Source organism: Bradyrhizobium sp. LB11.1 (assembly GCF_040549385.1).
In the GTDB taxonomy this organism is placed as follows: Bacteria; Pseudomonadota; Alphaproteobacteria; order Rhizobiales; family Xanthobacteraceae; genus Bradyrhizobium.
Genome location: NZ_JBEPTH010000001.1, coordinates 105,895 through 128,154, shown reverse-complemented (window position 1 = coordinate 128,154; position 22,260 = coordinate 105,895). Strand labels below are relative to the sequence as shown.

Sequence of the window (22,260 nt, the reverse complement as noted above, 5' to 3'; positions counted from 1 at the left end):
GCAGGCAAACTGCCGCGGAGGAAACCCCCATGAAATCCGTGCTTGTTGCAGGTGCGTCACACACGAATCTTGCCCCGAATGCGCTATAGGAGCCTTTGGCGGTTTCAATCCGTCAGGTGTCTGTAATGTGGTCCGGACTCTACGGATGAAGCCGAAATTCTTCTCCGATCCCGATGCGCTCGCGGAGGAGATCATTCGCGACGTCGGAACAGATCTGGTGATCGGTCTGCCGCTCGGCCTCGGCAAGGCCAATCATTTGGTCAACGCCCTCTATGCGCGGGCCTGCGCCGATCCTGACATCAAGCTGACATTGCTGTCGGCGCTGACATTGGAGAAGCCGCGGCCGAAGGCCTTGATCGAACGCCGGTTCATCACGCCCGTGATCGACCGCCTGTTCGGAGGGTACCCCGACCTGGCCTACGCCGATGCGTTGCGCGAAAAGCGGCTGCCGCCCAACGTCAACGTCGTCGAATTCTTCTTTCTTGCCGGGCGCTGGCTGCACGTGCCGGCCGCGCAGCAGAATTACATCTCGGCCAATTACACCCATGCCGCAGGCTATCTGCTGGCGCGCGGGATGAACGTGGTAACGCAACTCGTGGCCAAGCGCGTGGTCGACGGCGTGCCGCGCTACAGCCTGTCCTGCAACACCGACACGACGCTGGACGTGCTGCGCGAGCGCCGCGCCGGACGCGCGTCGTTCAAGCTGGTCGCGCAGGTGAATTCCGAGCTGCCGTTCATGCCGGGTCCTGGCGATCTTCCAGCCGACGAGTTCAGCGCCGTGCTGGACAGCAGGGCGACCGACTTTCCCCTGTTTGCGCCGCCGTCGGAGCCCATCTCCGATACCAAATACGCCATCGGCCTGAACGCGGCGTCCCTGGTGCGCGATGGCGGCACGCTTCAGATCGGCATCGGGCAGATCGGGGACGCCCTCGCACAGGGGCTGATCCTGCGCCACCGCGACAGTGCAGCGTTTCATGATGTCGTCACGCGGCTGACCCCGGCGCGACCGGCCGTTGCGCACGAAGCCGGCGCCTTCGAGGCCGGCCTCTATGGCGTCAGCGAGATGGTCACCGAGGCCTTCATCGGCCTGATCGACGCCGGCATCCTCAAGCGCGCCGTGGACGGCGTGGTGCTGCACGGCGCCTTCTTTCTCGGTCCCAAATCCTTCTATCGCGCGCTGCGCGAGATGCCGCCGGACCAGATCGCGCGCATCCGCATGATGCCGGTGTCATTCACCAACGAACTCTATGGCGACGAGGATCAGAAGCGTCGCGACCGCGTCGATGCACGCTTCATCAACAACACGATGATGGCGACGCTGCTGGGTGCGACCGTGTCGGACGGCCTCGACGACGGCCAGGTCGTCAGTGGCGTCGGCGGGCAGTACAATTTCGTGGCGCAGGCCTTCGCGCTTCATGGCGCGCGATCGGTCCTGACGCTCGAAGCCACGCGGCAGGCCGGCGGTGCGCTGAAATCCAATATCCTCTGGCGCTACGCACACGAAACCATCCCGCGCCATCTGCGCGACGTCTTCGTCACCGAATACGGTATTGCTGATCTCAAGGGAAAGTCGGATGCCGATGTGATCGCCGCAATGCTCGAGATCGCCGACTCGCGCTTTCAGGACGAGTTGGCGCGCGTGGCGAAGGACGCCGGAAAGCTGCCGCGGGACTATCAGATCCCGGCAGCTCACCGCGAAAACCACCCCGAGCGGATCGCGGCAGCGCTCAAGCCCGCACGCGATGCCGGGCTTCTGCCGTCTTTCCCGTTCGGTTGCGATTTCACCGAAGTGGAACAGCGCCTCATCCCGGCGCTCGAGATCCTGCAGGGCGCGCAACATTCGCCGCGCGCGCTGGCGGGTCTGCTGTGGCAGGGATTGTTGCGAAAATCCGATACGGCCGACGAGGCGTGTCTGGCGCGCCTCGGCCTCGATCGCCCCAAAACCTGGCCGGAGCGTTTCTATCGCGCGCTCGTCAGCGCGGCCCTGGTGCAGAGCCGCGCTGCGTAGTCCTTCATCGGTTCTTGTTCATCGGCTTGCGCTTCTCGATGAACGCGGCCATGCCCTCGGAGCGGTCTTCGAGCGCGAAGGTCGAGTGGAACAGGTTGCGCTCGACGCTCATGCCCTCGGCGAGCGTGGTCTCGAAGGCGCGGTTGACCGCTTCCTTGGCCATCGCGACTGCAGGCCGCGACATCGCGGCGATCTTCTCGGCCGCCGCCATCGTCTCGTCCATCAGCTTGTCGGCGGGCACGATGCGGCTGACGAGGCCTGAGCGCTCGGCTTCCGCTGCATCCATCATGCGGCCGGTGAGGCAGAGATCCATTGCCTTGGACTTGCCGATCGCGCGGGTGAGGCGCTGGGTGCCGCCGATACCCGGGATAGTGCCGAGCGTGATCTCGGGCTGGCCGAATTTGGCGGTGTCGGCGGCAATGATGAAATCGCACATCATGGCGAGCTCGCAGCCGCCCCCAAGCGCGTAGCCTGCGACCGCCGCAATGGTCGGCTTGCGGCAGCGCGCGATGCGGTCGCCGCCGATCGCGGCGAAATCCTCGGAGAACATGTCGATGAAGCCCTTCGGCTGCATCTCCTTGATGTCGGCGCCGGCGGCAAAGGCCTTCTCGCTGCCGGTCACGACAATGCAGCCGATGGCGTCATCGGCCTCGAGATCGTCGACGGCCGCGGCAATCTCGCGGAAGACGCCGAAGGAGAGCGCGTTGAGCATCTTCGGCCGGTTCAGCTTGATGATGCCGACCGCGCCTTTGCCTTCGACGATGATGTGTTCGAACGTGCTCATGCTCCACCCACGCTTTTGATCGGGCGGCCAATGTGCCCGCTGGCGGGATGGGCTTCAAGGGGTCCAAGAGCCGCCGGGACGCGCGCAGAGCGCGCCCCGAGACCCATCAGAAGAACCAGGCCAAGAATTAGGCCATGAACATGCGCGCGGCGGAGGCGAGCGTCAGCAGCGTACCGACGCCGATAAAGATCTTGCCGATCAGGGAGCTCTGGTCCCAGGCCGAGTTCTGCAGGCTGCTCGCCATCACCGGCGCCGGGCGCGGCTGTGCGTCGGTCGCTGCGACCACCGCTTTCTGCACCGGCGGATTATCCTGTTGTAACGTGCGATCGAGGTCGTTGGGCTGGTCGGATGCGATCACCTGGCTCTCGGCATTCGGTGCAGCGTTATTGTCGGCTGCGGCCTGCAAATTGTCGTTGGCGCGGCCCGTCATCGCCGAGGCTGCGGCCGCAGGCGGCGTGTCGGCGGCGAGCTGCGCATTGGCGTTGGCGACGTCTGGCGGCATCTGGCTCGAGGCCGGGACGTCGGTGCTGGCCTTGTTGTCGGCCTTGGCCTCATTGACCTGGGGCGCGGCATCCGTCTTGTCGGCCTTGTCGTCGGATTTCTGCGCTGTCTTGCTATCGGTGTGGCGCGATGAATGACGCCGCTGCTTGCCCGGTTTGACCGCTTCGGCCTGTTTGCTGGCGCCGTCCGGCTTCGTGCTCGCAGAACTCGGCGCGGCCTGCGCAGAGGCTCCAAACAGCAGCAATAGTCCGGCCAGAACGACCAATGCCGCGCGTCCGCTGGCTTTCATCATGTTGACGATCTCCCCAATTCGCCCGTCCCGGAAGCGAACAGAGACCCCCGCCCATGACGACAGCGGGGCAAAAAATGGGAATCTTCGGCCCACACGGGGCAAAACCGAGGCAAACCGGTCGGGCGCGCCGGTCGGCCGCGTGCGGCAGGGATCGATCGGTGTTATGAGCCCTGACGGGGTTTCTGCGGCTGCTTCGGGGGCGAAGCCCAGCGTCTATCACGACTTCGTGATCGTGCAAGACGCAGCGTAACAAATTGAAAGAGCGGCCGAATTGCAATGGTGAGGGGCGCGCGTGCGCGGACGTGAGGACGAGTGGACCGGCCTGATGCGGTCGGCCATGGCAGGCGACGATGCGGCGTATCATCGCCTGCTGAGAGCGGTCACGCCGGTGCTGCGCGCTGCCGCGAGACGCGGCCTGGCGCGTGCCGGGCAGCCTCCAGACCAGGCCGAGGATATTGTGCAGGAGATTTTGTTGGCGGTGCATCTGAAGCGGCACACCTGGGACAGCGAGGCACCTTTCGCACCCTGGCTGTTCGCGATCGCGCGCAACAAGCTGATCGACGCTCTCCGGCGTCGCGGCCGGCGCGTCTTTGTCAACATCGACGATTTCGCCGAAACGCTGCCCGGCGAGACGCCACAGGAGACGGCCTCGGCGGGCGAGGTCACTGCGCAGCTCAGCACTCTGCCGCAGCGCCAGCGTGACGTGTTGCAATCGATCGCGGTCGACAGCGCCTCGATCAAGGATACGGCAGCGAAATTCTCGATGAGCGAAGGTGCGGTGCGGGTCGCGCTGCATCGGGGGCTTTCGGCCCTCACTGCCAAACTACGGGACCACTAGTCATGGACACCGATCAACTGATTCGTACGCTCGCGGCCGACAACATCCATCGCGCTCCGCGCGTCGGCGCGCTGCTGACCGTGGGACTCCTGGTTGCGGCGCCGTTATCGATCCTGATCTTCGCGACGTTCCTCGGCGTGCGGCCGGACGTGATGAGCGCCATGCACAATCCCTTCTTCGACATGAAGTTCGCGGTCACACTGTCGCTCGCGATACCCGCGATCATCATCAGCCTGCATCTGTCGCGGCCTGAGGCCCTGATGCGCGGCTGGGGCTGGCTTCTGCTGCTGCCCGTCGGTCTGCTCGCGGTTGCGATCGGCAGCGAAGCGATGATGGCGCCGGCCATGCCGATGACGATGCGGCTCGTCGGCAAGAACTCGCGGTGGTGCATGTTGGCGATCCCCGCGATGTCGCTGCCGCTTCTCGCGGGCGCCCTGTTCGGTCTGCGCCACGGTGCGCCGTCGCGGCCGGCGCTTGCGGGCGCGCTCGCCGGCCTGTTGTCGGCGGGCCTTGCCGCCACGCTCTACGCCTCGCACTGCACGGACGACTCGCCGCTGTTCGTCGCGACCTGGTACACGATCGGGACCGCAGTCGTGACCGCGATCGGCGCGTTCGCCGGGTCGAAGGTCTTGCGGTATTAAGCCGCCGACGTCGTGCTCTGCATGCGTTGGAAGCGCAGCACCTGCTGCGCGGTCGAGCCCCGCAGCGCCTCGTAGGCATCGCGCTGCGTCAGCATGTCGGTCTGCGAGCCGCCGGACAGCTTCTCGCGCATGGCGACGATAGCGCGCACGCTCGACCATTGCATGCCGGCGACCTTGGCGAGGATCATCACGCCCTCGGTCCGGCTCTCGATCATCATGTTCTCGGCGGTCTCGACTGAGACGCCGGCGAGCGCCGCGAGGCCCGCATTGGTCTCGTCGAACTTGCCCTGTTCGGCGAAGGTCGCGACCTGGAATTCGTTGAGACGGCCGTCATCGTGGAGTGATTTCACCAGCGCGCGCGCCATTTCGGTCTGCCTGGTCATGGCGGCGGCACGGACCCGCTGCGCCGCTTCCTGGACCGCGCTCGACACTTCGTCGGCGAGCTCCGGATGTGCGGCCTCCAGCTTCCTGCGCACGCTCAGGGAGGCCTTCGCAATCAGCTTCAGATAATGATGGCGCGGCAGGTCGGGCCGCACGCCGATGCAGGCGGCAAGATCGTCATCGCGCTCGGCGCGGGTGACGAGATCGGTGAGGCTGCCCTCGGAGAGCTGCGCGCCCGGATTGCCGACGGTCGACTGCACCACCTCCTCGGTGCCGCGCGTCACCAGCACGTCGGTCAGTGCCTCCGAGAGAACCCGCCGCAGCGAGATCGCCTTGAGGTGTGCCTGGCTCTTGCTGCGTGCGATCTCGATCAGGGTCGTTTCGTCGAGCCGCTCCGACTTCGACAGCACGGGGCCGGCGACCTCGATGACGTCGTCGAGTGCGAGCGTCCGGATGATCTGGGGCGGCGCGGCGGCGATCGGCGCGAGCCGGTCGGCAAGCAGTGCTTTTGCCGAAGTCTCGATCTGCTCGATCAGGCACTGGAAGACGTCGTCGAACACGCGGATATGGTCGTCGGAATAGTCCACCGCGTTGTTGACAAAGAGGTCGGTGACGCGGCGCAGCGTCTCGACACGGTGCGCGACGGTGCCGTGCGCGAGCGCCGACTGCAATTCCTCGAGCAAATTCTCGGATGTCTTGACGGATTTGGATCTCATAGCCCTGTCCTGGAGCGTTTGGTCCGGTCGCGGCTTCCGCGCGGCCGGCCTGCAAATGGATTGGTCAACTCATAGCAATGCGGTTGCGCCCTTGCGCCTTGGCGGAATAGAGCGCGCTGTCGGCGCGCGCGAGAAACGTGTCGGCAGTATCGTTGTCGCGCAGCGTCACGACGCCGGCGGAAATCGTCACGCGCATACCGGGCGAGAATGCGCTCCAGTCGAGTTCGGCGACGATGCCGCGCAGCCGATCGAGCATGCGCGATGCGGCCTCGTTTGCGATGCCGGGCAGCAGCAGCAGAAATTCCTCGCCGCCATAGCGGCCGAAATGATCGTCGGGCCGGATGTTGGCGAAGATCGTAATGGCGAAGGTCCGCAACACCTCGTCGCCGACGGGATGGCCGTGGGCGTCGTTGATGCGTTTGAACCAGTCGAGATCGATCAGCGCGATGGCGCAGGGCGCGGATGCTTGCCGCGACTTTTCCACCTCTGCATCGAGAAGCCGCATGATGCAGCGGCGGTTGTAGGAGCCGGTCAGCTCGTCGAGCTCGGCAAGCTCCTCGATGCGCTGGTAGGCGGCCTTCAGCTCGATGCTGCGCCGGTACAGGATCTTGCGCAGCGTGGCGCCGAACAGGCCGAGGAAGGCGCACTGGCCGATCACCAGCACGAAGCACAGCATCGAGGCGATCCGCTGCAGCCGCGTCGCAACCGGCATGCCGATCGGTAGGTCCGAGCCGAGGAACACCGCCGCGAGCGCGATGGTCGCGATCGCCCAGGTCAGCATCGCCTGGGCTGAGGTCATGCGCAGCGTGCCGAATGCGAAGATCAGGAACAGCACGCTGACGAAGGCGATCCCGATCGCCGGCACCGACACCAGGAACACGAATTGCAGCGCCATATGCGCCGAGATCTGGAAGACCGTGAGATAATGGTCGGTGTGCTTGTCGCCGACGCCGGCCTCCGACATCACGGCGAAGATGCCGATGATCAGGAGGCCGCCGACCCAGAACAGCGACGGTACGTTCATGTGAACGGCGCCGTCATAGGCATAGAGCAACAGCACGAAAGCGCCGAGCGAATAGCTCGCGACCTGGCCGATATACATCTGCCGGCGCTGCCGGGCCCGCCGCGCCAGCACCTCGGGCGCGGCCGCCTCGGGTGTGAGGACGATATCCGCAACCTCTGCGGCACTCCTCTCCGGAAAGGACGTCGCGGCCGTACTCATGGTCCCGCCAATGGTGGATGTCAGCCGAAGAAATCTACGTGGCAAGCCTTTAGGTTTGGTATCCTTCTGGACCGAATCCTTAGCGGGACGCCGCGCGGATGAGGGCCTCGAGCGGCGCTGAATTTTGCAGCCAGTTAGGCATCGCAGGCGATATCGCGGACCAAATCCGGCGCCGTGCGACATAAGGTGCACAGGCCCGTGTTGTGGATCTGGCTCGACAGAGCCGTCTGTACCGGCCCACGGCAAGTCGGCAAGAAAGTGTTTCCGTATTATGTTACCGTTCCGGAGCGAGGTGGCCGACCGCCACGGGTGGGATAAGGAAGTTGCGCGTATGTGGGGTAAATCACACAGATCCCCGTATGACTGCGGTAAGCTGAAGAATTTCACAGCTTCCGTCGAACCCTCCCCCGCGTCGACCCGACCAATCTTGCGAGACGGCCTTTGAGCGTGACACAGGCGGCTACGGACGAAGTCCTTATCGCCAGGATCGCCCAGGGCGACCGGCTCGCCATGCAGGTGCTGTACGGGCGGCACCATGTCAGGGTGTATCGGTTCGGGCTCAGGCTCGTGCGGGACGAGCAGACGGCGGAAGACCTCATCAGCGAGGTGTTTCTCGACGTCTGGCGTCAAGCCGGCAAGTTCGAGGGTCGGTCCGCCGTTTCCACCTGGCTCTTGGCGATCACCCGATTCAAGGCCCTGTCTGCGCTTCGGCGCAGAAAGGATTTTGAGCTGGACGACGAAGCCGCCAACGCGATTGAGGATTCGTCCGACAATCCCGAAACGGCGGTGCAGAAGAAGAATACCAGTGAAGCGTTGCGGGAGTGTCTGACGGGCCTCTCGCCGGACCATCGGGAAATCGTCGATCTCGTCTACTACCACGAGAAGTCCGTGGAGGAGGTGGCCGAGATCGTCGGGATTCCGGAGAACACTGTGAAGACGCGCTTGTTCTATGCGCGCAAGAAATTGGCCGAACTGCTGAAGGCAGCCGGCATTGAGCGAGGCTGGCCATGATGGCGTTGAGCAAGAAGATGCTGGAGCAAGAGCCCAGTGAGATCGAGATGCTGCTGCCGTGGCATGCCGCCGGCACGCTGAACGCGCGCGATGCCCGCCGCGTCGAGGAAGCGCTCGCCAGCGATCCGGCGCTCGCGAGGCAATATGCGGCGATCCGCGGCGAGTACGAAGAGACCATCCATCTGAACGAGAGCCTTGGCGCTCCGTCGGCGCGCGCGATGCAGAAACTGTTTGCTGCGATCGACGCCGAGCCGGCTCGGGCGACCGGTTCGCTGCCGCTGTCGGCGCGCATCGCCACGTTCTTCGCGAGCCTGTCGCCGCGCACGCTGGCCTGGTCGGCGAGCCTGGGTGCCATCGCGCTGCTGCTGCAGGCTGGCATCGTCGGCGCCGTGCTGATGAAGACCCAGACCGCGACCTTCCAGACCGCATCGCTCTCGACCGGCGCGCCGATCACGCGCGAGCTGGGGGCGGCTGCACCTTCGCGGGCGCTGGTGCGCTTCACGCCCGAGGCGCGCGTGGCCGACGTCACCGCGCTGCTCGACAGCTACCAGGCCTCGATCATCGGCGATGCCAGGGGCGGCATGTTCCGCCTGCAGTTCGACAAGGCGATGAGCCAGGACGAACTCACCGCGCTGCTCGGTAAGATGCAGCGTGAGAAGTTCGTCAACCTCGCCGTGGCGGCACCTTAAGCGCACCGCTGCACCAATGCCGCGCAAGTCCGAGAGCCAGTTGCGAGCCGGGGCCTACGCCTCGTCGGTCGGAGCTGCGTTCCTGCTCGCCGCCTGCCTCGGTATCGAGGTGGCGCACGCCCAGGCGATCATGCGCACGCCTACGATCAGCGTTCCGTCGCGGACGCCGACCATCAGTCCGAACATTGCCGCCAGGGCGGTGAGTGTCGCTCACGGTCCGCATGTGGTGACCACCGCCCGGATCCCGGCACGGATCGGTTCGACGCCGGTGCTGCCCCATGCGCGCTACTCGCCGAACCTCTATCCGGCCTGCACGGCTGCCTATCGCGACGCCGACGGCGAATGCCTGGCGCAGCCGAATGGAGGCGGCGACGCCGCCGGCAGATCGGCAAAGAAGAGTGCGGGCAAGGGGCGGGGCAACAATACACCGGTCGCCTTGAACCTGCGGACCTTCGCCAACGAATTCGTGGCCGAGATCGACAGCGCGCTATCGCTGACCGAGGCCGACGAGCTCGCGCGCCGCCACGGTTTGACGCGCGTCTCGTCGGAGAGCTTTCCGCTGATCGGTGCCACGGTCGGCCTGTTCCGCATCGCCGACGGTCGGCCTTATGAGACGGTGCGGCGCGAATTTGCTGCCGACGGCAGCGTGCGTTCGCTGCAGCCGAACTTCCGCTACGTGCTCCAGGACCAGAAGCCGGCGGTGCCGGCCGAGGGCGATCCCGCGCAATACGTGCTGACGAAGCTCCGCCTGCCAGAAGCGCATAGACTGGCGCACGGCGCCAATGTCACTGTCGCGGTGATCGATTCAGGCATCGACGCAAAACATCCCGAGCTCGCCAGCTCCATCGCCGACAATTTCGACGCGCTCGGCAGCAGCGAGGGGCCCCATATCCACGGCACCGGCATTGCGGGGGCCATCGTCGCGCATGCGAAGCTGATGGGCAGTGCGCCGGAAGCGCGCATCATCGCCATTCGCGCCTTCGGCGGCACCACCGGCAGCGCCGAGAGCTCGTCCTACATCATTCTGCGCTCACTCAATTACGCGGCCGAGCACGGTGCCCAGATCGTCAATATGAGCTTTGCCGGTCCAAAGGACGCGGTGATCGAGCGCGCGATCGCGGCCACCGCCGCGCGCGGCCTGGTGCTGATCGCGGCCGCCGGCAATGCCGGCGCCAAATCGCCGCCGCTTTATCCCGCCGCCAATCCCAACGTGATCGCAGTCAGTGCGACCGACCAGCAGGACAAGCTGTTCACCGCGTCCAACCGCGGCAATTACATCGCGCTGGCGGCGCCCGGCGTCGACATCTTCCTGCCGGCGCCGGATGGCAAATATCAGATCACGTCGGGGACCTCGTTCTCGGCGGCCTATGTCTCCGGCGTCGCGGCCTTGCTGCTCGAGCGCAACTATTCCCTGAAGCCGGAAATGCTGCGCATGACGCTGGCGAAGACCGCGCGTGATCTCGGTTCACCCGGGCGTGATGATCTCTACGGCGACGGTGAGCCCGATGCGTTTGCCGCGGTCATGGCCGTTCCGGCCGACAGCACGACGCCGGTCGCGGCTGCGTCCGGTACAACTAAACGTGAAGATGCCGAGAAGCGTCGCGACGACCCCGGCATCCGCGCAATCGAGCAGCCGTCGCTGTCGAGCGCAGGCGATAAATCCACGATTTTTCAGGCGGATAGGCCGGCGTCGCGATAACGCCTGCGACAACATTGCGCGCGGGCCAAAGGTTAGAAAATCGAACGCCGCTTTGAACGTTCAGCCAGCTGCCACGACCAAATTATGTGGGAGCGGTTATCCCTCCCCATCAGTCATATTAGGCGCGAGCGCCCATCCACCCCAAGCGCCCATATGGCTCGACCCGTCCGGTTGTCCCCCCGGACGGGTCTTTTCATTTGGGGCATTCGATTTTCTTGAAGCGTCGTTCGAAATCAGCTTGCGGTTGAGGCCGCGAGGACGGTTGTCGTCGCAGGCCGCGGCGGCACACGGCAAGTCCGCTATGCTTGTGCGAAGCTTGACTCGCAAATCCCTTAAAACTCCGCACGACTACGGTTTTTCATGACAGGAGCCGTGTCATTGCTGGACAAGTCAAAACTTTTCCACAAAATATTCATGTCGCTTCTAAATTGATTCGTGTGCGTTGCGTCCCCGCGTCCGTATTTTTCTCCTGACGGGCTGGTTTATGACACATCGCCAAGAGTCTCTTCGTGCCGAGGCTTTGGGCCGCGACATTGCGGCACGCTGGTGCACGCTCGCCGAGCAGCGGCTGGAGCATCTCTCCGAAATGTTCGAGACCGGACGCTGGCGCCGCTATCACTCCGAACTCGCATTCCTCGAAAACATCCAGGAAGCCAAACGTGCGGTCCAGACCTGGCGTGCACTTGCAAACGGCGGAGACGTCGCCGCGGCTGCCGCGAGCGTAACTTCCGCATTCGGCTGGTCGCCCGCGACCATGCCGCGTGTGTTTCCGCGCGAGCAGGCCCAGACCATGCAGTCCCGGACCTTGCAGCCTCAAGCCTTGCAGCCTCAAGTCTTGCAGCCAAAGGCCGTGCACATCGCGACCGAAACCGCCGTTCCGGTCAGGCTGGAGCCCGAACTGGACGTGCTCGCCGAAATCGTACCGATTGCCCCGGTCGCCCCAATTGCGCCGGTCGCTCCGCCTGCACCGGTCGGTCGGATGGCGCCGGCGGCTCTAACCACGCCGGTCGCACGGATGGCGCCAGCCGCCCGGACTGCGCCGGTGGCGTCGATTGCATCGTTCCTGCAGACCTTCTCGCCGCCCGCCGCCGAAATCGTCGCGGCCCCCGAGCGCGTCGTCGAATTCACCTTCAACCTCGATGGCATCGAGGCAAAGTACCCGCTGCTGCGGAATACATTCTAGGATAAGGCCCCTGAGCCCGGCGCGCGCTCTCCAACCCGTCATCCTGAGGTGCGAGACACGTGGCGCGACGCGCCGCGTGGAGAGCCTCGAAGGAGGTACGGCCCGACTGCCTGCCGCAGCACGCCTACGTCTTGGGCCTAGGCCCTCCCGCCCGCCGTTGCGCAAACTGGCTCACTGATTTCCAATCCGACCGAATGAGCGCTTCCTTCTTCGCGCGGCTCCAGCCCTTGAGCTGCCGCTCGGCCGCGATTCCGTCCGTTATCCGATCGAAATACTCGGACCAAACGAGGACGACCGGACGTCTCGAATAAGTGTATCCCGGATAAGCGCCGGCGTTGTGCCCATCGACGCGCTTGGGTGTGTCCTCGCCGGTGGCGCTGCCAATGTAGAACGAGCCATCCGCGCAGCGGAGCATGTAGACATAGATGCCCACAACACCATCCTTCGAGGCTCCCCGCGCGGTGCTCCGCACCGCAGGGCTCGCACCTCAGGATGACGGCGGTGTTTTGGTTGTCAAGTTTTGATGCAGCGATCTCAGGATATTCCGTCATCCTGAGGTGCGAGTTTCGCGGTGCAGAGCACCGCGGAGCGAGCCTCGAAGGATGCACGGCCCATCTGTCGCCGCACGTCTACTACCGCACCGCGTTGCCGCCGACCACCACCTGCGCGAAACGTTGCGCGCCGTCCGCCGACAGATCCGCCGTCACGGCACGCGCATGGTCCAGGCCGACCACGGCGCCGCGTGGGGTTTCCGAGATCATGTTGTTGTTGACGAGCGCGGTGCCGGCGCCCGGCACGACGGAGACGCCGATGCCGGCCAGCGCCTTGCGGATGACATTGCCGGAGATCACGACGTCGCGCAGATATTTGCCCCAACCCGCGACGATACCGTAGGACGGCGCATTCTCGATCACATTGCCGGTCACCGACGTGTCGGCCTCGATGTAGATGCCGATGCCGGCATCGTCGTCCGGTGCGGTGCCGATCGGCCGCTTCGGGATCAGATTGCGGATGATGTTGCCCTGAACCACCGCGATGCGGCCGCCTTCATTGAAATTGCAGACGGAGACGCCGACGGCGGCGCCGTCCACAATGTTGTTGGCGATCACCGCGGCCTCGAACGCGAACTCGGAATAGAGTGCGACCTCGCGCACGTCGCTGACGCTGTTGCCTGATATGTGGATGTTCGAGGCCGAGTGGCCGCGCACGGCGGAGTAATCGCAATTCCTGATGCGATTGCCGCGCACGATCACGTTGCCGGCGCGGAAGGCGTTGATGGCGTTGCCGTACTGGCCGGAGCCGCCGGGGCCGGCCTTGATGTCTTCGATGCGGTTGTCCGCGACCAGCGTGCCGTCATCGCCGATCGCCGTACGCAGGATCTCGATGCCGTTGTCGTTGGTACCGGTAATGGTGTTGCGGGACACGCTGAGGCCCCTGGCGTCGAACGAGACCACGGCCGTCGCGGCGATGTTGGTGAAGATATTGCCGGAGATGTCGCCGGACACCTGCTCGAGCCAGATGCCGCTGCCGCCGGAGCCGGTAATCTCGCAATCGGCGATGCGGACGTCGCGGCCGCCAAGGACGTGGATCAGCCCGCGCCTTGTCGGCAGCGGAATGCCGCCGCCGTCGAAGGTGAGGCCGCTGAGCCCGATTGAGTCAGAGCCGTCGCTCTGGATCGCCGACGCTCCGCCGGTGAAGACGAGTTTTGTCGCGCCGCGCACGCCGATCAGTTGCGCGCCGTTCGGCAGCCGCAGTAACCCCGTTCGGTAGAGTCCTGGCGGCAGCGCCAGCGGTATCTGCGCGCGCGAGGCTTCGTCGATCGCGCGCTGCAGCGCGCGCGTCTGATCCTCGGCTACACCGGGTCGCACGCCATATTGGGTTGCGTCGCGGCCGAGCAGCGACGTCAGCGGCGCCGCGCGCGCGGCGTCAACAGGCATGGCGAGCGCGCCGGCAATGCCGGCGGTCGACGCTCCGATGAGATGACGGCGATTGAGGTCCATGACGCGTCCTTCGGCGGACGCGGGGGGTCCGCGGAGGTTAGGTAGCGCAGGGCGCGGAGCGCCGTGGGGATTGTTCGCGGTAGGGTTAAATGTTTACCGCAAAGACGGTGGCGCACGGTGGGCAAAGCGTAGGGTGCCGACCCTACGAAACGCGCGCCTTCCTTGCGAGCTGAGCGATCTCCATCAGCATCGCCTCTCCCGCATCCACCAGCTCTTCCAGCGTGATCCGGGCTACGCCCTTGCGCCGCACTGCGCCGCTGCGCGCAAGCAGGGGAATGTGGATGAACGCCGCCAGCTGCGGGCCGCCCGCCCTGACATTCTCGATCGCGCGCCAGCTCAGATAGTTGCAGAGATAGGCGCCGGCATCGCGCGAGGGCCGAGCGTCGATTCCGGTGAGGCGTGCGGCGCGCAGCAGCCTTGCCGTATGCGGGCCGAATGTCATGGCATCCGCATGACCGGCGATACCGCGCTTGCTCGAGCGGGTGTTGGCGGCATCCGGCCACAGCATGGTAACGGCGTTGCGCGCGCGGCTCTCGATGCGCAGGAAAGGCGTGCGCGCGGCGAGGCCGAACATCAGCAGCGCATCCGGCTTCATCTTTGCCAGCACATCGGGCAATTGCCGATCGACGGCGGCATAGGTCACCGGAAAAATATGGCTCGATAGCGCGACATCGTCGAGCGCCGGACGGCGCAGCTGCGCCAGCCGCGCCACCAGCGGCTGGGTCGGATTATAGGGCGCGCCGGGAAACGGGCCGAAGCCGGTGAGGAGAATGCGGAGCTTGTCGGACAATGATGTGATCCCCTCGCCGAGGTGTAGCATGGGATCTCGTATCCGGCGAGCCTCCCGCTACGTCTCCATTTCCGGATCGTGCTTGTGCCGCTCGCGATAGGTTCGAGTTTTCTCCCGGTTGCCACACAGCGTGGATTGACACCACCGCCGCGTGCCGGGCTTCGAGCGATCGAAAAAGACACGCTGGCATTCGTCGGCGGCGCACATCTTCAGACGGTCGAGCGTGCCCGCCGCCGCAGCATTGTAAAGTTCGGCGACGATCGCCGAGAGGCCGGCCTGTGCGTCGGCCTGCACGGGCATCAGGGCGAATCCGTCCTTGCCGATGCTGGCGACCCGCAACGCAAATGGCTCCATAGCCTTGTTGAGGGGGGCGGTGACGGACGCCCTGCGATGACGCTCCGCAGGATCGCACTTGAGATAGTCGCGGATCGCGTCACGCAGCTGCAAGGCTGCTTCGAACGTTCTCTGCGAGGGCGGCGCTGTGCGGTCGATCAGTCGGCGCTGTTGCATCCAGTCGCCGAGCGCGGCGGCGTCGGGCAGGTCCTCGGCCCGCTGATGCTGCACGCCGTGATGCGTGAAATGACGCAAATCCAGTGAGTTGGCGAAATCGTAGGCATTCGCCAATGCATCCGGAACCTGAAACTTGCGGGATTCTTTCGACATGGAACACCACTTAATCGATTTTGACGGTTGACTCAAGAAACCTGTAAAAGTATTTTACTGGTGTCTATCGAGGCGACCGGACATCAACGAGAGAGAACGGAGTTTCATCCATGTTGCACGTCAATCATCCCCCGATCTCGACCGAGGAAGCTTCGTATCGAAAATACGTTCCGGTGCTCGACAGCCAGATGGCCTATGTCGACGTCGGGACGGGCGACCCGATCGTGTTCCTGCATGGCAACCCGACGCCGTCATACCTCTGGCGCGACATCATTCCGCATCTCTTGCCCTATGGCCGCTGTCTTGCGCCGGACTATGTCGGCATGGGAAATTCGGGCGTTGCGCCGAACGGCTCATATCGCTTCGTCGACCACCAGCGCTATCTCGATGCCTGGTTCGATGCATTGGGCCTGCACAAGAACGTCGTCCTGGTCGTACACGATTGGGGTTCGGCGCTTGGCTTTCACTGGGCCCATCGCCACCCCGACAGGGTCAAGGCGATCGTCTACATGGAAGGTATCGTGCGTCCGTTCCACTCCTGGGACGAATGGCCTGATGCCACGCGCGCCTTCTTCCAGGCGCAACGGACATCGCAGGGCGAGGAGATGATCCTGCAGAAGAACCTGTTCATCGAATATCTGCTGCCGTTGCGCCACATTGCCCCTGAGGCGATGGAGGTCTATCGCCGGCACTTCCGCAATCCCGGACCGGGTCGGCAGCCGATGCTGACCTGGACGCGCGAATTGCCGATTGCGGGCGAGCCCGCGGACGTTGTCGCGATCGTCGATGCCTACGCAGAATGGCTCTCGAGGAGCCCGATTCCAAAGCTGTTCATCGACGCGGAGCCCGCCGGCTTCCTGATCGGCGCACAGCGCGAGTTCTGTCGGGCCTGGCCCAACCAGCAGACGGTCATGATCAAGGGATCGCATTTTCTCCAGGAGGAGGCGCCGCGGGAGGTGGGTGAGGCAACCGCGCGCTTTGTGTCGAGGGTGCTGGCCGGGCAGATCGGCTGAGCCGAATTCCGCAACGCCCTGGCCGGAAAATTCCGGCCGGCGAGTCTCAATGCAGAAGGCTCATGATCTCTTCGGCGGCAAACGCCGGCGTGAGGTGACCGTCGGCGACCTCCGCCTCGATCTTCTTCACCTTGGCCCGCACCGACGCCTCGCTGCGCAGCCGCGCCAGCATGCGCTGCTCCAGCATCGACCACATCCACTTCACCTGCTGGTCGCGCCGTCGCGCGGCGAACTCGCCGGACGCGTTCATCGCCTTGCGGTGTTCGAGGACCTTCTGCCAGAGCTCGGCGATGCCGGTGCCGGCCAGCGCAGAATAGGTGACGACAGGCGGATGCCAGTGCTCGGACCTCGGCGCCAGGATGTGCAGCGCGCCGCGATAGTCGGCGGCGGTGATGTTGGCGCGCTTGAGATTGTCGCCGTCGGCCTTGTTGATCGCGATCATGTCGGCGAGCTCGACCAGGCCCTTCTTGATGCCTTGCAGCTCGTCACCGCCGCCTGGCAGCATCAGCGCGAGGAAAAAATCGGTCATGTCGCAGACCGCGGTCTCGGACTGGCCGATGCCGACGGTCTCGACCAGCACGACGTCGAAGCCGGCAGCCTCGCAAAGTAACATCGCCTCGCGCGTCTTGGCAGCGACGCCGCCGAGCGTGCCTGATGACGGCGAGGGACGGATGAAGGCATCGTCAGATACCGACAACTGCGCCATCCGCGTCTTGTCACCCAGGATCGAGCCGCCGCTGCGTGCAGAGGACGGATCGACCGCGAGCACCGCGACCTTGTTGCCCTGCTCAATCAGATAGGTCCCGAGTACATCGATGGTGGTGGATTTGCCGACGCCGGGCGAGCCGGTGATGCCGACGCGAACCGCCTTGCCGGTGTCGGGCAGGAGCATCTGCACGAGCTCGCGCGCCTGCGCCTGATGATCGCCACGCCGGCTCTCCACCAGCGTGATGGCCCGCGCCAGCGCCGCGCGGCGGCCTGCACGGAGGTCGCGGGCGAGGGATGTAATATCGAGCGAAGTTTTCTTCTCAACCATGCCCTGCTTTACAACGGCGGACGCAGGCAGGCGAGGGCCCCCCCCGGCAGGAAGCATGGGGGTCTCATCAGGCCTTGGCAAACCCGGCAGCTTTCATGGCCTGACCCATCTGGCTATCCGCCTGGCCCATGAAGGTCTCGAACTGACCGGCATCGCGCCATACCGTGCCAAAACCGCGTCTGGTCATGAAGTCCTTGAATGCGGGGGAATCGTACACCTTCTTCAAGGCCGTGGTCAGCCTCGTGGCGATTTCCGGAGGCAAGCCCCTCGGCCCGCCGATGCCGCGCCATGAGCTGGTGGAATACTCGACGCCGAGCGTCTCCTTCAGCGTTGGGACGTCGGGGAAGATCGGATTGCGCGCGTGCGCCATGATCGCGAGGCTCCGCGCCTGGCCGGCCTCGATGGTGGCGCGCGCCTCCGGCACCGAGCAGGTGGTGAGGTCGAGGCTGCCCGCGACGAGATCCTGCATCGCCGGTGCTGCGCCATTCGACGCCGACCACGCGACCTGGTTTGCCGGCAATCCCATCGCCTGCATCCAGCCGACGAGAGCGAGATGCCAGATGCCGCCTTGTCCGGTGCCCGAGGCCTTGAATCGTCCCGGCGCAGCCAACTTGATGGTATCCGCGAGCTCCTTCACCGTCTTGTATGGCGAGGACGTGGACACCTGGATGCCCGGCGGGTCTTCGTTCATCAGCCCCAGCGGCGTGAAGTTCCGCGGCGTCAGATGCGTTAGCGCTTGCCAATGCAGCATCGCGATTTCCACGGTCAGCATGCCGACCGTGTAGCCATCCGGCGATGCGGTGGCGATCTCGGCATGGCCGACGACGCCGGACCCGCCAGTGCGGTTGACGACGTTGAATGGCTGGCCGAGCTCCTTCTCCAGCAGCGTGGCCACGATGCGCGCGGTCGCATCCGAGCCGCCACCCGCGCCCCAGGGCACGATCAAGGTCACCGGCCGCGCCGGATAAGCTTGCGCGCGCGCAGGTGTGAGGAGGGCGGACGTGGCGGTAGCCACTGCGGAGGCCGCGAAAATGCGGCGCGTGATTCCTGGCATCAACAGTCCCGGCGGCGCCCTCGGGAATCGGGCTCGTATCAATGCAACATGTTAGGCGGCTTTGCACGGATGTCGCAAGCGGCCGGCCAATGGCGCCGTGAGCAACGGTTCCGTTGGAACCTATTGCTGCTCGTCAGCGTCGCCCCTTGGCCGCGCGCCGCCGAAGATGCGTGCGCCTTCCGCAGTGAGATAGGGCTTCAAACTCTCCCACGGAACGAATGCGACGTATTGGCCCTCGGCGTAGGGACCGACGGCATAGGGCGGGTAGTGAAAGGTGAGGCCGGAGCTCTTGCCTGTTTCGGTCGACGGCGCGAGCGTCGCGGCGCCGATCTTGAGCAGGCTAGGCTCGACGCCCTTGAACCATTCCTCGGTCGCGGTCTCGCTGGTGTCGCGCTTCTTCTTCTCGATCTTGAGCGAGGCGATCACGGCCTTCACCATCGCCTTCATGGTCGTGCCATTGTCGGCGGTCTCGGTGAAGAAAGGGCGGATCGAGATGCGCTTGTTTTCGGACTTGTCCCACAGGACCGTGTTCACATCCGAATTGGGATGGGCGCCATGGGTGTCCATGTAGTCGTCACGCAGGACACTGACATAGCGGTCGACAACGACGGAGCGGATCGAATATTTGCGCTCAAAATCCCAGCCGCCGTCCTTGAAGAATTGAGGATCCTGCTTGCGCGAGGCGGCAGCGTCGGCGGCGTTCTTGTCGAGCCACTTCTTGCCTTCGGCAAGGCAGTCGGCCGCGAGCGGCGCATCGGCCTTGACCTTGTCGTCGAGGAAGATTCGCGCGTCGATGTTTCTGTTCTTGACGATGGCGTCAGGCGTGGGATCGGCGGCGAGAGAGGAACAAATACCAAGTGCGCTTAGCAACAGTGCCACGGCTGGTTTCAAGACGAGCTTCAAGGATTCTGCTCCTCGGCGATGGTTCGGATGAAGGTTTCAAGGGGCGGAAGATCGTGCTCGATCTTGTCCCATAGCAAGTCTGCGTCGGTCCGATGATAGGCATGGCGCAGCCAGTTTCCGAAGTCGGCCAGCCCCTCTCCAATTGATGGCAGGGTTCTTCGCTTTGACGTCGTCAGGAATGAAGCGCGACGCTTCACTCACCACCCGGAGCAGTCGCTCGATCGCCAGGCGCATGAATATATCTTGGGTGAAGCTATCTCGCGTGCGGCCGGCTACAGCCGTCCTGATCTTGTCGGTTGCATCCAGGATATGGCCGATCCGGTCAGGAAACGTCGGGCGCACGTCAAAATACGTCGAGGATGTCGTCTGCGATGCGCTGCGCAAAGCGGGGCGAAATGGAGCGGCGGACGGTTGCCTGGGCTTGCAAGCCGGTTGCATCCTCGATGATGTGCTCGACGTCGATCAGGTTGAGCAGCGAAAAAGAGATGTCTGGTTCGATCTCGACCAGGACGTCGATGTCGCTGTCCGGACGATAATCGTCGCGGGCTCGTGAGCCGAAGATGGCAAGCTTCGACACGCCCTTGCCTTTTATGGCATCGGCGTTCTTGCGTATCGCAGCGATGATCTCGTCACGTGTCATGGACACAACCTGACCAGCTACCCCGGCCAGTGTACCATTTACTCCGCGGCCTCGCTATGCCCCAGCCGGGCGTTCAGTTTGCGGATCAGCTCCTCGGCCGCGTCCGCAATCACGGTGCCGGGCGGGAAGATAGCTTCGGCACCGGCGGAATACAGCGCATCGTAATCCTGCGGCGGCACAACGCCGCCGACGATGATCATGATGTCCTCGCGGCCCTGCTTCTTCAGCGCGGCCTTCAGCTCCGGCACGGCGGTGAGGTGGGCGGCGGCGAGCGAGGAGACGCCGAGGATGTGGACGTCGTTCTCGACGGCCTGTCGTGCGGCTTCGTCCGCGGTGGCGAACAGCGGTCCGATATCGACGTCGAAGCCGATATCGGCAAACGCAGACGCGATCACCTTCTGGCCGCGGTCGTGGCCGTCCTGGCCGATCTTGGCGACCAGGATGCGCGGGCGGCGGCCTTCGGCCTCCTCGAACGCGTCGATCAGCGCCTGAACCTTCTCGACCTGATTGCCCATGCTGGATGCTTCCCGCTTGTAGACGCCGGTGATGGATTTGATCTCGGCGCGGTGCCGGCCGAATACTTTTTCCATCGCGTCCGAAATCTCGCCGACGGTCGCCTTCGCCCGCGCCGCGTCGATCGCGAGCGCGAGCAGATTGCCGTTGCCTTCGCCGGCCGATCGCGTGATCGCGGCGAGCGCGGCGTCGACGTCCTTCTGGCTGCGCTCGGACCTCAGGCGCGTCAGCTTGTCGATCTGGAGGCGGCGAACATTGGTGTTGTCGACCTTGAGGATGTCGATCGGCGTCTCGTCGGTCGGCTTGTACTTGTTGACGCCGATCACCGCCTGCTTGCCGGCATCGATGCGCGCCTGGGTCTTGGCCGAGGCTTCTTCGATGCGCAGCTTTGGCACGCCGGCTTCGATCGCCTTGGCCATGCCGCCGAGCTCCTCGACCTCCTGGATATGGCTCCAGGCTTTTGCGGCGAGGTCGCGCGTGAGCCGTTCGACATAGTAAGAGCCGCCCCAGGGATCGATGATGCGGGTGGTGCCGCTCTCCTGCTGCAGGAACAGTTGCGTGTTCCGGGCGATGCGCGCCGAGAAATCGGTCGGAAGCGCCAAGGCCTCGTCGAGCGCGTTGGTGTGCAGCGACTGGGTGTGGCCCTGCGTCGCTGCCATCGCCTCCACGGTCGTGCGCATCACGTTGTTGAAGACGTCCTGCGCGGTCAGCGACCAGCCCGAGGTTTGGCTATGCGTGCGCAGCGAGAGCGAGCGCGGGTCCTTCGGGTTGAAAGGCTTCAGCAGCTTCGCCCAGAGAAGGCGCGCAGCGCGCAGCTTGGCGACTTCCATGAAGAAGTTCATGCCGATCGCCCAGAAGAACGACAGCCGCGGTGCGAAGCGGTCGACATCCAGGCCTGCGGCAAGGCCCGCGCGCAGATATTCGACGCCGTCGGCGAGCGTATAGGCGAGTTCGAGGTCCTGCGTCGCCCCGGCCTCCTGCATGTGATAGCCGGAGATCGAGATCGAATTGTATTTCGGCATCTTTTGCGAGGTGTAGGCGAAGATGTCGGAGATGATCCGCATCGAGGGCGCAGGGGGATAAATATAGGTGTTGCGCACCATGAACTCTTTCAGAATGTCGTTCTGAATGGTGCCCGACAGCTTCTCCGGCGCCACCCCCTGTTCGCCCGCGGCGGCGACATAGAGCGCGAGGATCGGCAGCACGGCGCCGTTCATGGTCATGGACACGCTCATCTGGTCGAGCGGAATGCCGGCAAACAGGGTGCGCATGTCGTAGATGGAGTCGATGGCAACACCGGCCATGCCGACGTCGCCGCCAACGCGCGGATGATCGCTGTCATAGCCGCGATGGGTGGCGAGATCGAAGGCGACCGAGAGGCCCTTCTGTCCGGCCGCGAGATTGCGGCGGTAGAACGCGTTGGAATCCTCCGCAGTGGAGAAGCCGGCATATTGCCGCACGGTCCAGGGCTGGTTGACATACATGGTCGGGTAGGGGCCGCGCAGGAACGGCGCGATGCCCGGATAGGTCTCGAGGAAATCGAGCCCGGCGATATCGGCCTCGCCATAAGCAGGCTTCACCAGAATGCCCTCGGGCGTCAGCCACGGTTCGGCGCCGCCTGTTGGCGCAATGGTTGCGGTCCGCTCGAAGGCGATGTCAGCGAAGTTCGGAATGCGGCTCATG

22 protein-coding genes and 1 pseudogene are annotated in these 22,260 nt (G+C 64.7%); 8 read left to right on the top strand and 15 right to left on the bottom strand.

Annotated elements, in window-relative coordinates; all coding sequences use genetic code 11:
* Nucleotides 1-145: 145 nt before the first annotated feature.
* Nucleotides 146-2,008, top strand: coding sequence for an acetyl-CoA hydrolase/transferase C-terminal domain-containing protein (locus ABIA96_RS00585; protein ID WP_354135071.1), 1,863 nt, complete (start codon nt 146-148; stop codon nt 2,006-2,008).
* Between the two features lie 4 nt (nt 2,009-2,012).
* Here ABIA96_RS00585 and ABIA96_RS00580 read toward each other — a convergent pair whose 3' ends face one another.
* Together ABIA96_RS00580 and ABIA96_RS00575 are read right to left on the bottom strand one after the other, a co-directional pair.
* Nucleotides 2,013-2,792 carry an enoyl-CoA hydratase gene (locus ABIA96_RS00580; protein WP_354135070.1) on the bottom strand — a complete coding sequence of 260 codons (780 nt, stop codon included), beginning with the start codon at nt 2,790-2,792 and terminating at the stop codon, nt 2,013-2,015.
* Nucleotides 2,793-2,919: 127 nt separating this feature from the next.
* Nucleotides 2,920-3,585, bottom strand: coding sequence for a hypothetical protein (locus ABIA96_RS00575; RefSeq protein ID WP_354135069.1), 666 nt, complete (start codon nt 3,583-3,585; stop codon nt 2,920-2,922).
* Nucleotides 3,586-3,877: 292 nt separating this feature from the next.
* Between ABIA96_RS00575 and ABIA96_RS00570 the strand changes: the two genes are divergently transcribed.
* Nucleotides 3,878-4,423: a sigma-70 family RNA polymerase sigma factor gene (locus ABIA96_RS00570; RefSeq protein WP_354135068.1), complete on the top strand. Its 546-nt coding sequence runs from the start codon at nt 3,878-3,880 to the stop codon at nt 4,421-4,423.
* 2 nt (nt 4,424-4,425) lie between these two features.
* Entirely contained in the window at nt 4,426-5,064 is a 639-nt protein-coding gene (locus tag ABIA96_RS00565; RefSeq protein ID WP_354135067.1) for an NrsF family protein, read from the top strand.
* Here ABIA96_RS00565 and ABIA96_RS00560 read toward each other — a convergent pair.
* Nucleotides 5,061-6,161 (bottom strand): DUF2336 domain-containing protein, encoded by a 1,101-nt coding sequence (locus ABIA96_RS00560; RefSeq protein ID WP_354135066.1) that lies wholly within the window; start codon nt 6,159-6,161, stop codon nt 5,061-5,063. The genes ABIA96_RS00565 and ABIA96_RS00560 overlap by 4 nt on opposite strands.
* A gap of 64 nt (nt 6,162-6,225) precedes the next feature.
* Nucleotides 6,226-7,383: a GGDEF domain-containing protein gene (locus ABIA96_RS00555; protein WP_354135065.1), complete on the bottom strand. Its 1,158-nt coding sequence runs from the start codon at nt 7,381-7,383 to the stop codon at nt 6,226-6,228.
* Nucleotides 7,384-7,824: 441 nt separating this feature from the next.
* On the opposite strand from ABIA96_RS00555, the gene ABIA96_RS00550 reads away from it, so the two are divergent.
* The 4 genes from ABIA96_RS00550 (at nt 7,825) to ABIA96_RS00535 (ending at nt 11,965) form a co-directional block, all read left to right on the top strand.
* On the top strand, nt 7,825-8,394 hold the full coding sequence (locus ABIA96_RS00550) for a sigma-70 family RNA polymerase sigma factor (protein ID WP_027533902.1): 570 nt from the start codon (nt 7,825-7,827) through the stop codon (nt 8,392-8,394).
* Nucleotides 8,391-9,083 carry a hypothetical protein gene (locus tag ABIA96_RS00545; RefSeq protein WP_354135064.1) on the top strand — a complete coding sequence of 231 codons (693 nt, stop codon included), beginning with the start codon at nt 8,391-8,393 and terminating at the stop codon, nt 9,081-9,083. The genes ABIA96_RS00550 and ABIA96_RS00545 overlap by 4 nt, the downstream gene beginning before the upstream one ends.
* 16 nt (nt 9,084-9,099) lie before the next feature.
* Nucleotides 9,100-10,782, top strand: coding sequence for a S8 family serine peptidase (locus ABIA96_RS00540; RefSeq protein ID WP_354135063.1), 1,683 nt, complete (start codon nt 9,100-9,102; stop codon nt 10,780-10,782).
* 484 nt (nt 10,783-11,266) lie between these two features.
* Nucleotides 11,267-11,965, top strand: coding sequence for a TIGR03809 family protein (locus ABIA96_RS00535; protein ID WP_354135062.1), 699 nt, complete (start codon nt 11,267-11,269; stop codon nt 11,963-11,965).
* Nucleotides 11,966-12,089: 124 nt separating this feature from the next.
* Here ABIA96_RS00535 and ABIA96_RS00530 read toward each other — a convergent pair whose 3' ends face one another.
* From ABIA96_RS00530 to ABIA96_RS00515, 4 genes are all read right to left on the bottom strand, one after another.
* Entirely contained in the window at nt 12,090-12,398 is a 309-nt protein-coding gene (locus ABIA96_RS00530) for a GIY-YIG nuclease family protein (RefSeq protein ID WP_354135061.1), read from the bottom strand.
* Nucleotides 12,399-12,597: 199 nt separating this feature from the next.
* Entirely contained in the window at nt 12,598-13,965 is a 1,368-nt protein-coding gene (locus ABIA96_RS00525) for a TIGR03808 family TAT-translocated repetitive protein (RefSeq protein ID WP_354135060.1), read from the bottom strand.
* Nucleotides 13,966-14,107: 142 nt separating this feature from the next.
* Nucleotides 14,108-14,755, bottom strand: a complete 648-nt coding sequence (locus ABIA96_RS00520) for a pyroglutamyl-peptidase I (RefSeq protein ID WP_354135059.1) — start codon at nt 14,753-14,755, stop codon at nt 14,108-14,110.
* A gap of 57 nt (nt 14,756-14,812) precedes the next feature.
* A complete protein-coding gene (locus ABIA96_RS00515; RefSeq protein WP_354135058.1) occupies nt 14,813-15,454 on the bottom strand; it encodes a CGNR zinc finger domain-containing protein in 642 nt (213 codons plus the stop codon).
* A gap of 74 nt (nt 15,455-15,528) precedes the next feature.
* Between ABIA96_RS00515 and ABIA96_RS00510 the strand changes: the two genes are divergently transcribed.
* Nucleotides 15,529-16,431 carry a haloalkane dehalogenase gene (locus ABIA96_RS00510; protein WP_354135057.1) on the top strand — a complete coding sequence of 301 codons (903 nt, stop codon included), beginning with the start codon at nt 15,529-15,531 and terminating at the stop codon, nt 16,429-16,431.
* 46 nt (nt 16,432-16,477) lie between these two features.
* Here the strand turns inward: ABIA96_RS00510 and meaB are convergent, their stop codons facing one another.
* From meaB to scpA, 7 genes and pseudogenes are all read right to left on the bottom strand, one after another.
* Nucleotides 16,478-17,467 carry a methylmalonyl Co-A mutase-associated GTPase MeaB gene (meaB, locus tag ABIA96_RS00505; protein WP_354135056.1) on the bottom strand — a complete coding sequence of 330 codons (990 nt, stop codon included), beginning with the start codon at nt 17,465-17,467 and terminating at the stop codon, nt 16,478-16,480.
* Between the two features lie 67 nt (nt 17,468-17,534).
* Nucleotides 17,535-18,521 (bottom strand): tripartite tricarboxylate transporter substrate binding protein, encoded by a 987-nt coding sequence (locus tag ABIA96_RS00500; RefSeq protein WP_354135055.1) that lies wholly within the window; start codon nt 18,519-18,521, stop codon nt 17,535-17,537.
* 120 nt (nt 18,522-18,641) lie between these two features.
* Nucleotides 18,642-19,412 carry an RsiV family protein gene (locus tag ABIA96_RS00495; protein WP_502918795.1) on the bottom strand — a complete coding sequence of 257 codons (771 nt, stop codon included), beginning with the start codon at nt 19,410-19,412 and terminating at the stop codon, nt 18,642-18,644.
* Nucleotides 19,413-19,420: 8 nt separating this feature from the next.
* Nucleotides 19,421-19,621, bottom strand: coding sequence for a HepT-like ribonuclease domain-containing protein (locus tag ABIA96_RS00490; RefSeq protein WP_354135053.1), 201 nt, complete (start codon nt 19,619-19,621; stop codon nt 19,421-19,423).
* Nucleotides 19,617-19,862 (bottom strand): annotated as a pseudogene (locus tag ABIA96_RS00485) (hypothetical protein); the annotation flags it as partial. The gene ABIA96_RS00490 and the pseudogene ABIA96_RS00485, both read right to left, overlap by 5 nt.
* Entirely contained in the window at nt 19,768-20,064 is a 297-nt protein-coding gene (locus ABIA96_RS00480; protein WP_354135052.1) for a nucleotidyltransferase family protein, read from the bottom strand. The gene ABIA96_RS00480 and the pseudogene ABIA96_RS00485, both read right to left, overlap by 95 nt.
* Before the next feature lie 38 nt (nt 20,065-20,102).
* A complete protein-coding gene (scpA, locus tag ABIA96_RS00475; protein ID WP_354135051.1) occupies nt 20,103-22,259 on the bottom strand; it encodes a methylmalonyl-CoA mutase in 2,157 nt (718 codons plus the stop codon).
* Nucleotide 22,260 lies beyond the last annotated feature (1 nt).

Excerpts from the sequence above, each read along its gene's own strand:
- ABIA96_RS00585 (WP_354135071.1), top strand. The coding sequence starts at position 146 with ATGAAGCCGAAATTCTTCTCCGATCCCGATGCGCTCGCGGAGGAGATC.
- ABIA96_RS00580 (WP_354135070.1), bottom strand. The coding sequence starts at position 2,792 with ATGAGCACGTTCGAACACATCATCGTCGAAGGCAAAGGCGCGGTCGGC.
- ABIA96_RS00575 (WP_354135069.1), bottom strand. The coding sequence starts at position 3,585 with ATGATGAAAGCCAGCGGACGCGCGGCATTGGTCGTTCTGGCCGGACTA.
- ABIA96_RS00565 (WP_354135067.1), top strand. The coding sequence starts at position 4,426 with ATGGACACCGATCAACTGATTCGTACGCTCGCGGCCGACAACATCCAT.
- ABIA96_RS00560 (WP_354135066.1), bottom strand. The coding sequence starts at position 6,161 with ATGAGATCCAAATCCGTCAAGACATCCGAGAATTTGCTCGAGGAATTG.
- ABIA96_RS00555 (WP_354135065.1), bottom strand. The coding sequence starts at position 7,383 with ATGAGTACGGCCGCGACGTCCTTTCCGGAGAGGAGTGCCGCAGAGGTT.
- ABIA96_RS00545 (WP_354135064.1), top strand. The coding sequence starts at position 8,391 with ATGATGGCGTTGAGCAAGAAGATGCTGGAGCAAGAGCCCAGTGAGATC.
- ABIA96_RS00540 (WP_354135063.1), top strand. The coding sequence starts at position 9,100 with ATGCCGCGCAAGTCCGAGAGCCAGTTGCGAGCCGGGGCCTACGCCTCG.
- ABIA96_RS00535 (WP_354135062.1), top strand. The coding sequence starts at position 11,267 with ATGACACATCGCCAAGAGTCTCTTCGTGCCGAGGCTTTGGGCCGCGAC.
- ABIA96_RS00525 (WP_354135060.1), bottom strand. The coding sequence starts at position 13,965 with ATGGACCTCAATCGCCGTCATCTCATCGGAGCGTCGACCGCCGGCATT.
- ABIA96_RS00510 (WP_354135057.1), top strand. The coding sequence starts at position 15,529 with ATGTTGCACGTCAATCATCCCCCGATCTCGACCGAGGAAGCTTCGTAT.
- meaB (WP_354135056.1), bottom strand. The coding sequence starts at position 17,467 with ATGGTTGAGAAGAAAACTTCGCTCGATATTACATCCCTCGCCCGCGAC.
- ABIA96_RS00500 (WP_354135055.1), bottom strand. The coding sequence starts at position 18,521 with ATGCCAGGAATCACGCGCCGCATTTTCGCGGCCTCCGCAGTGGCTACC.
- ABIA96_RS00480 (WP_354135052.1), bottom strand. The coding sequence starts at position 20,064 with ATGACACGTGACGAGATCATCGCTGCGATACGCAAGAACGCCGATGCC.
- scpA (WP_354135051.1), bottom strand. The coding sequence starts at position 22,259 with ATGAGCCGCATTCCGAACTTCGCTGACATCGCCTTCGAGCGGACCGCA.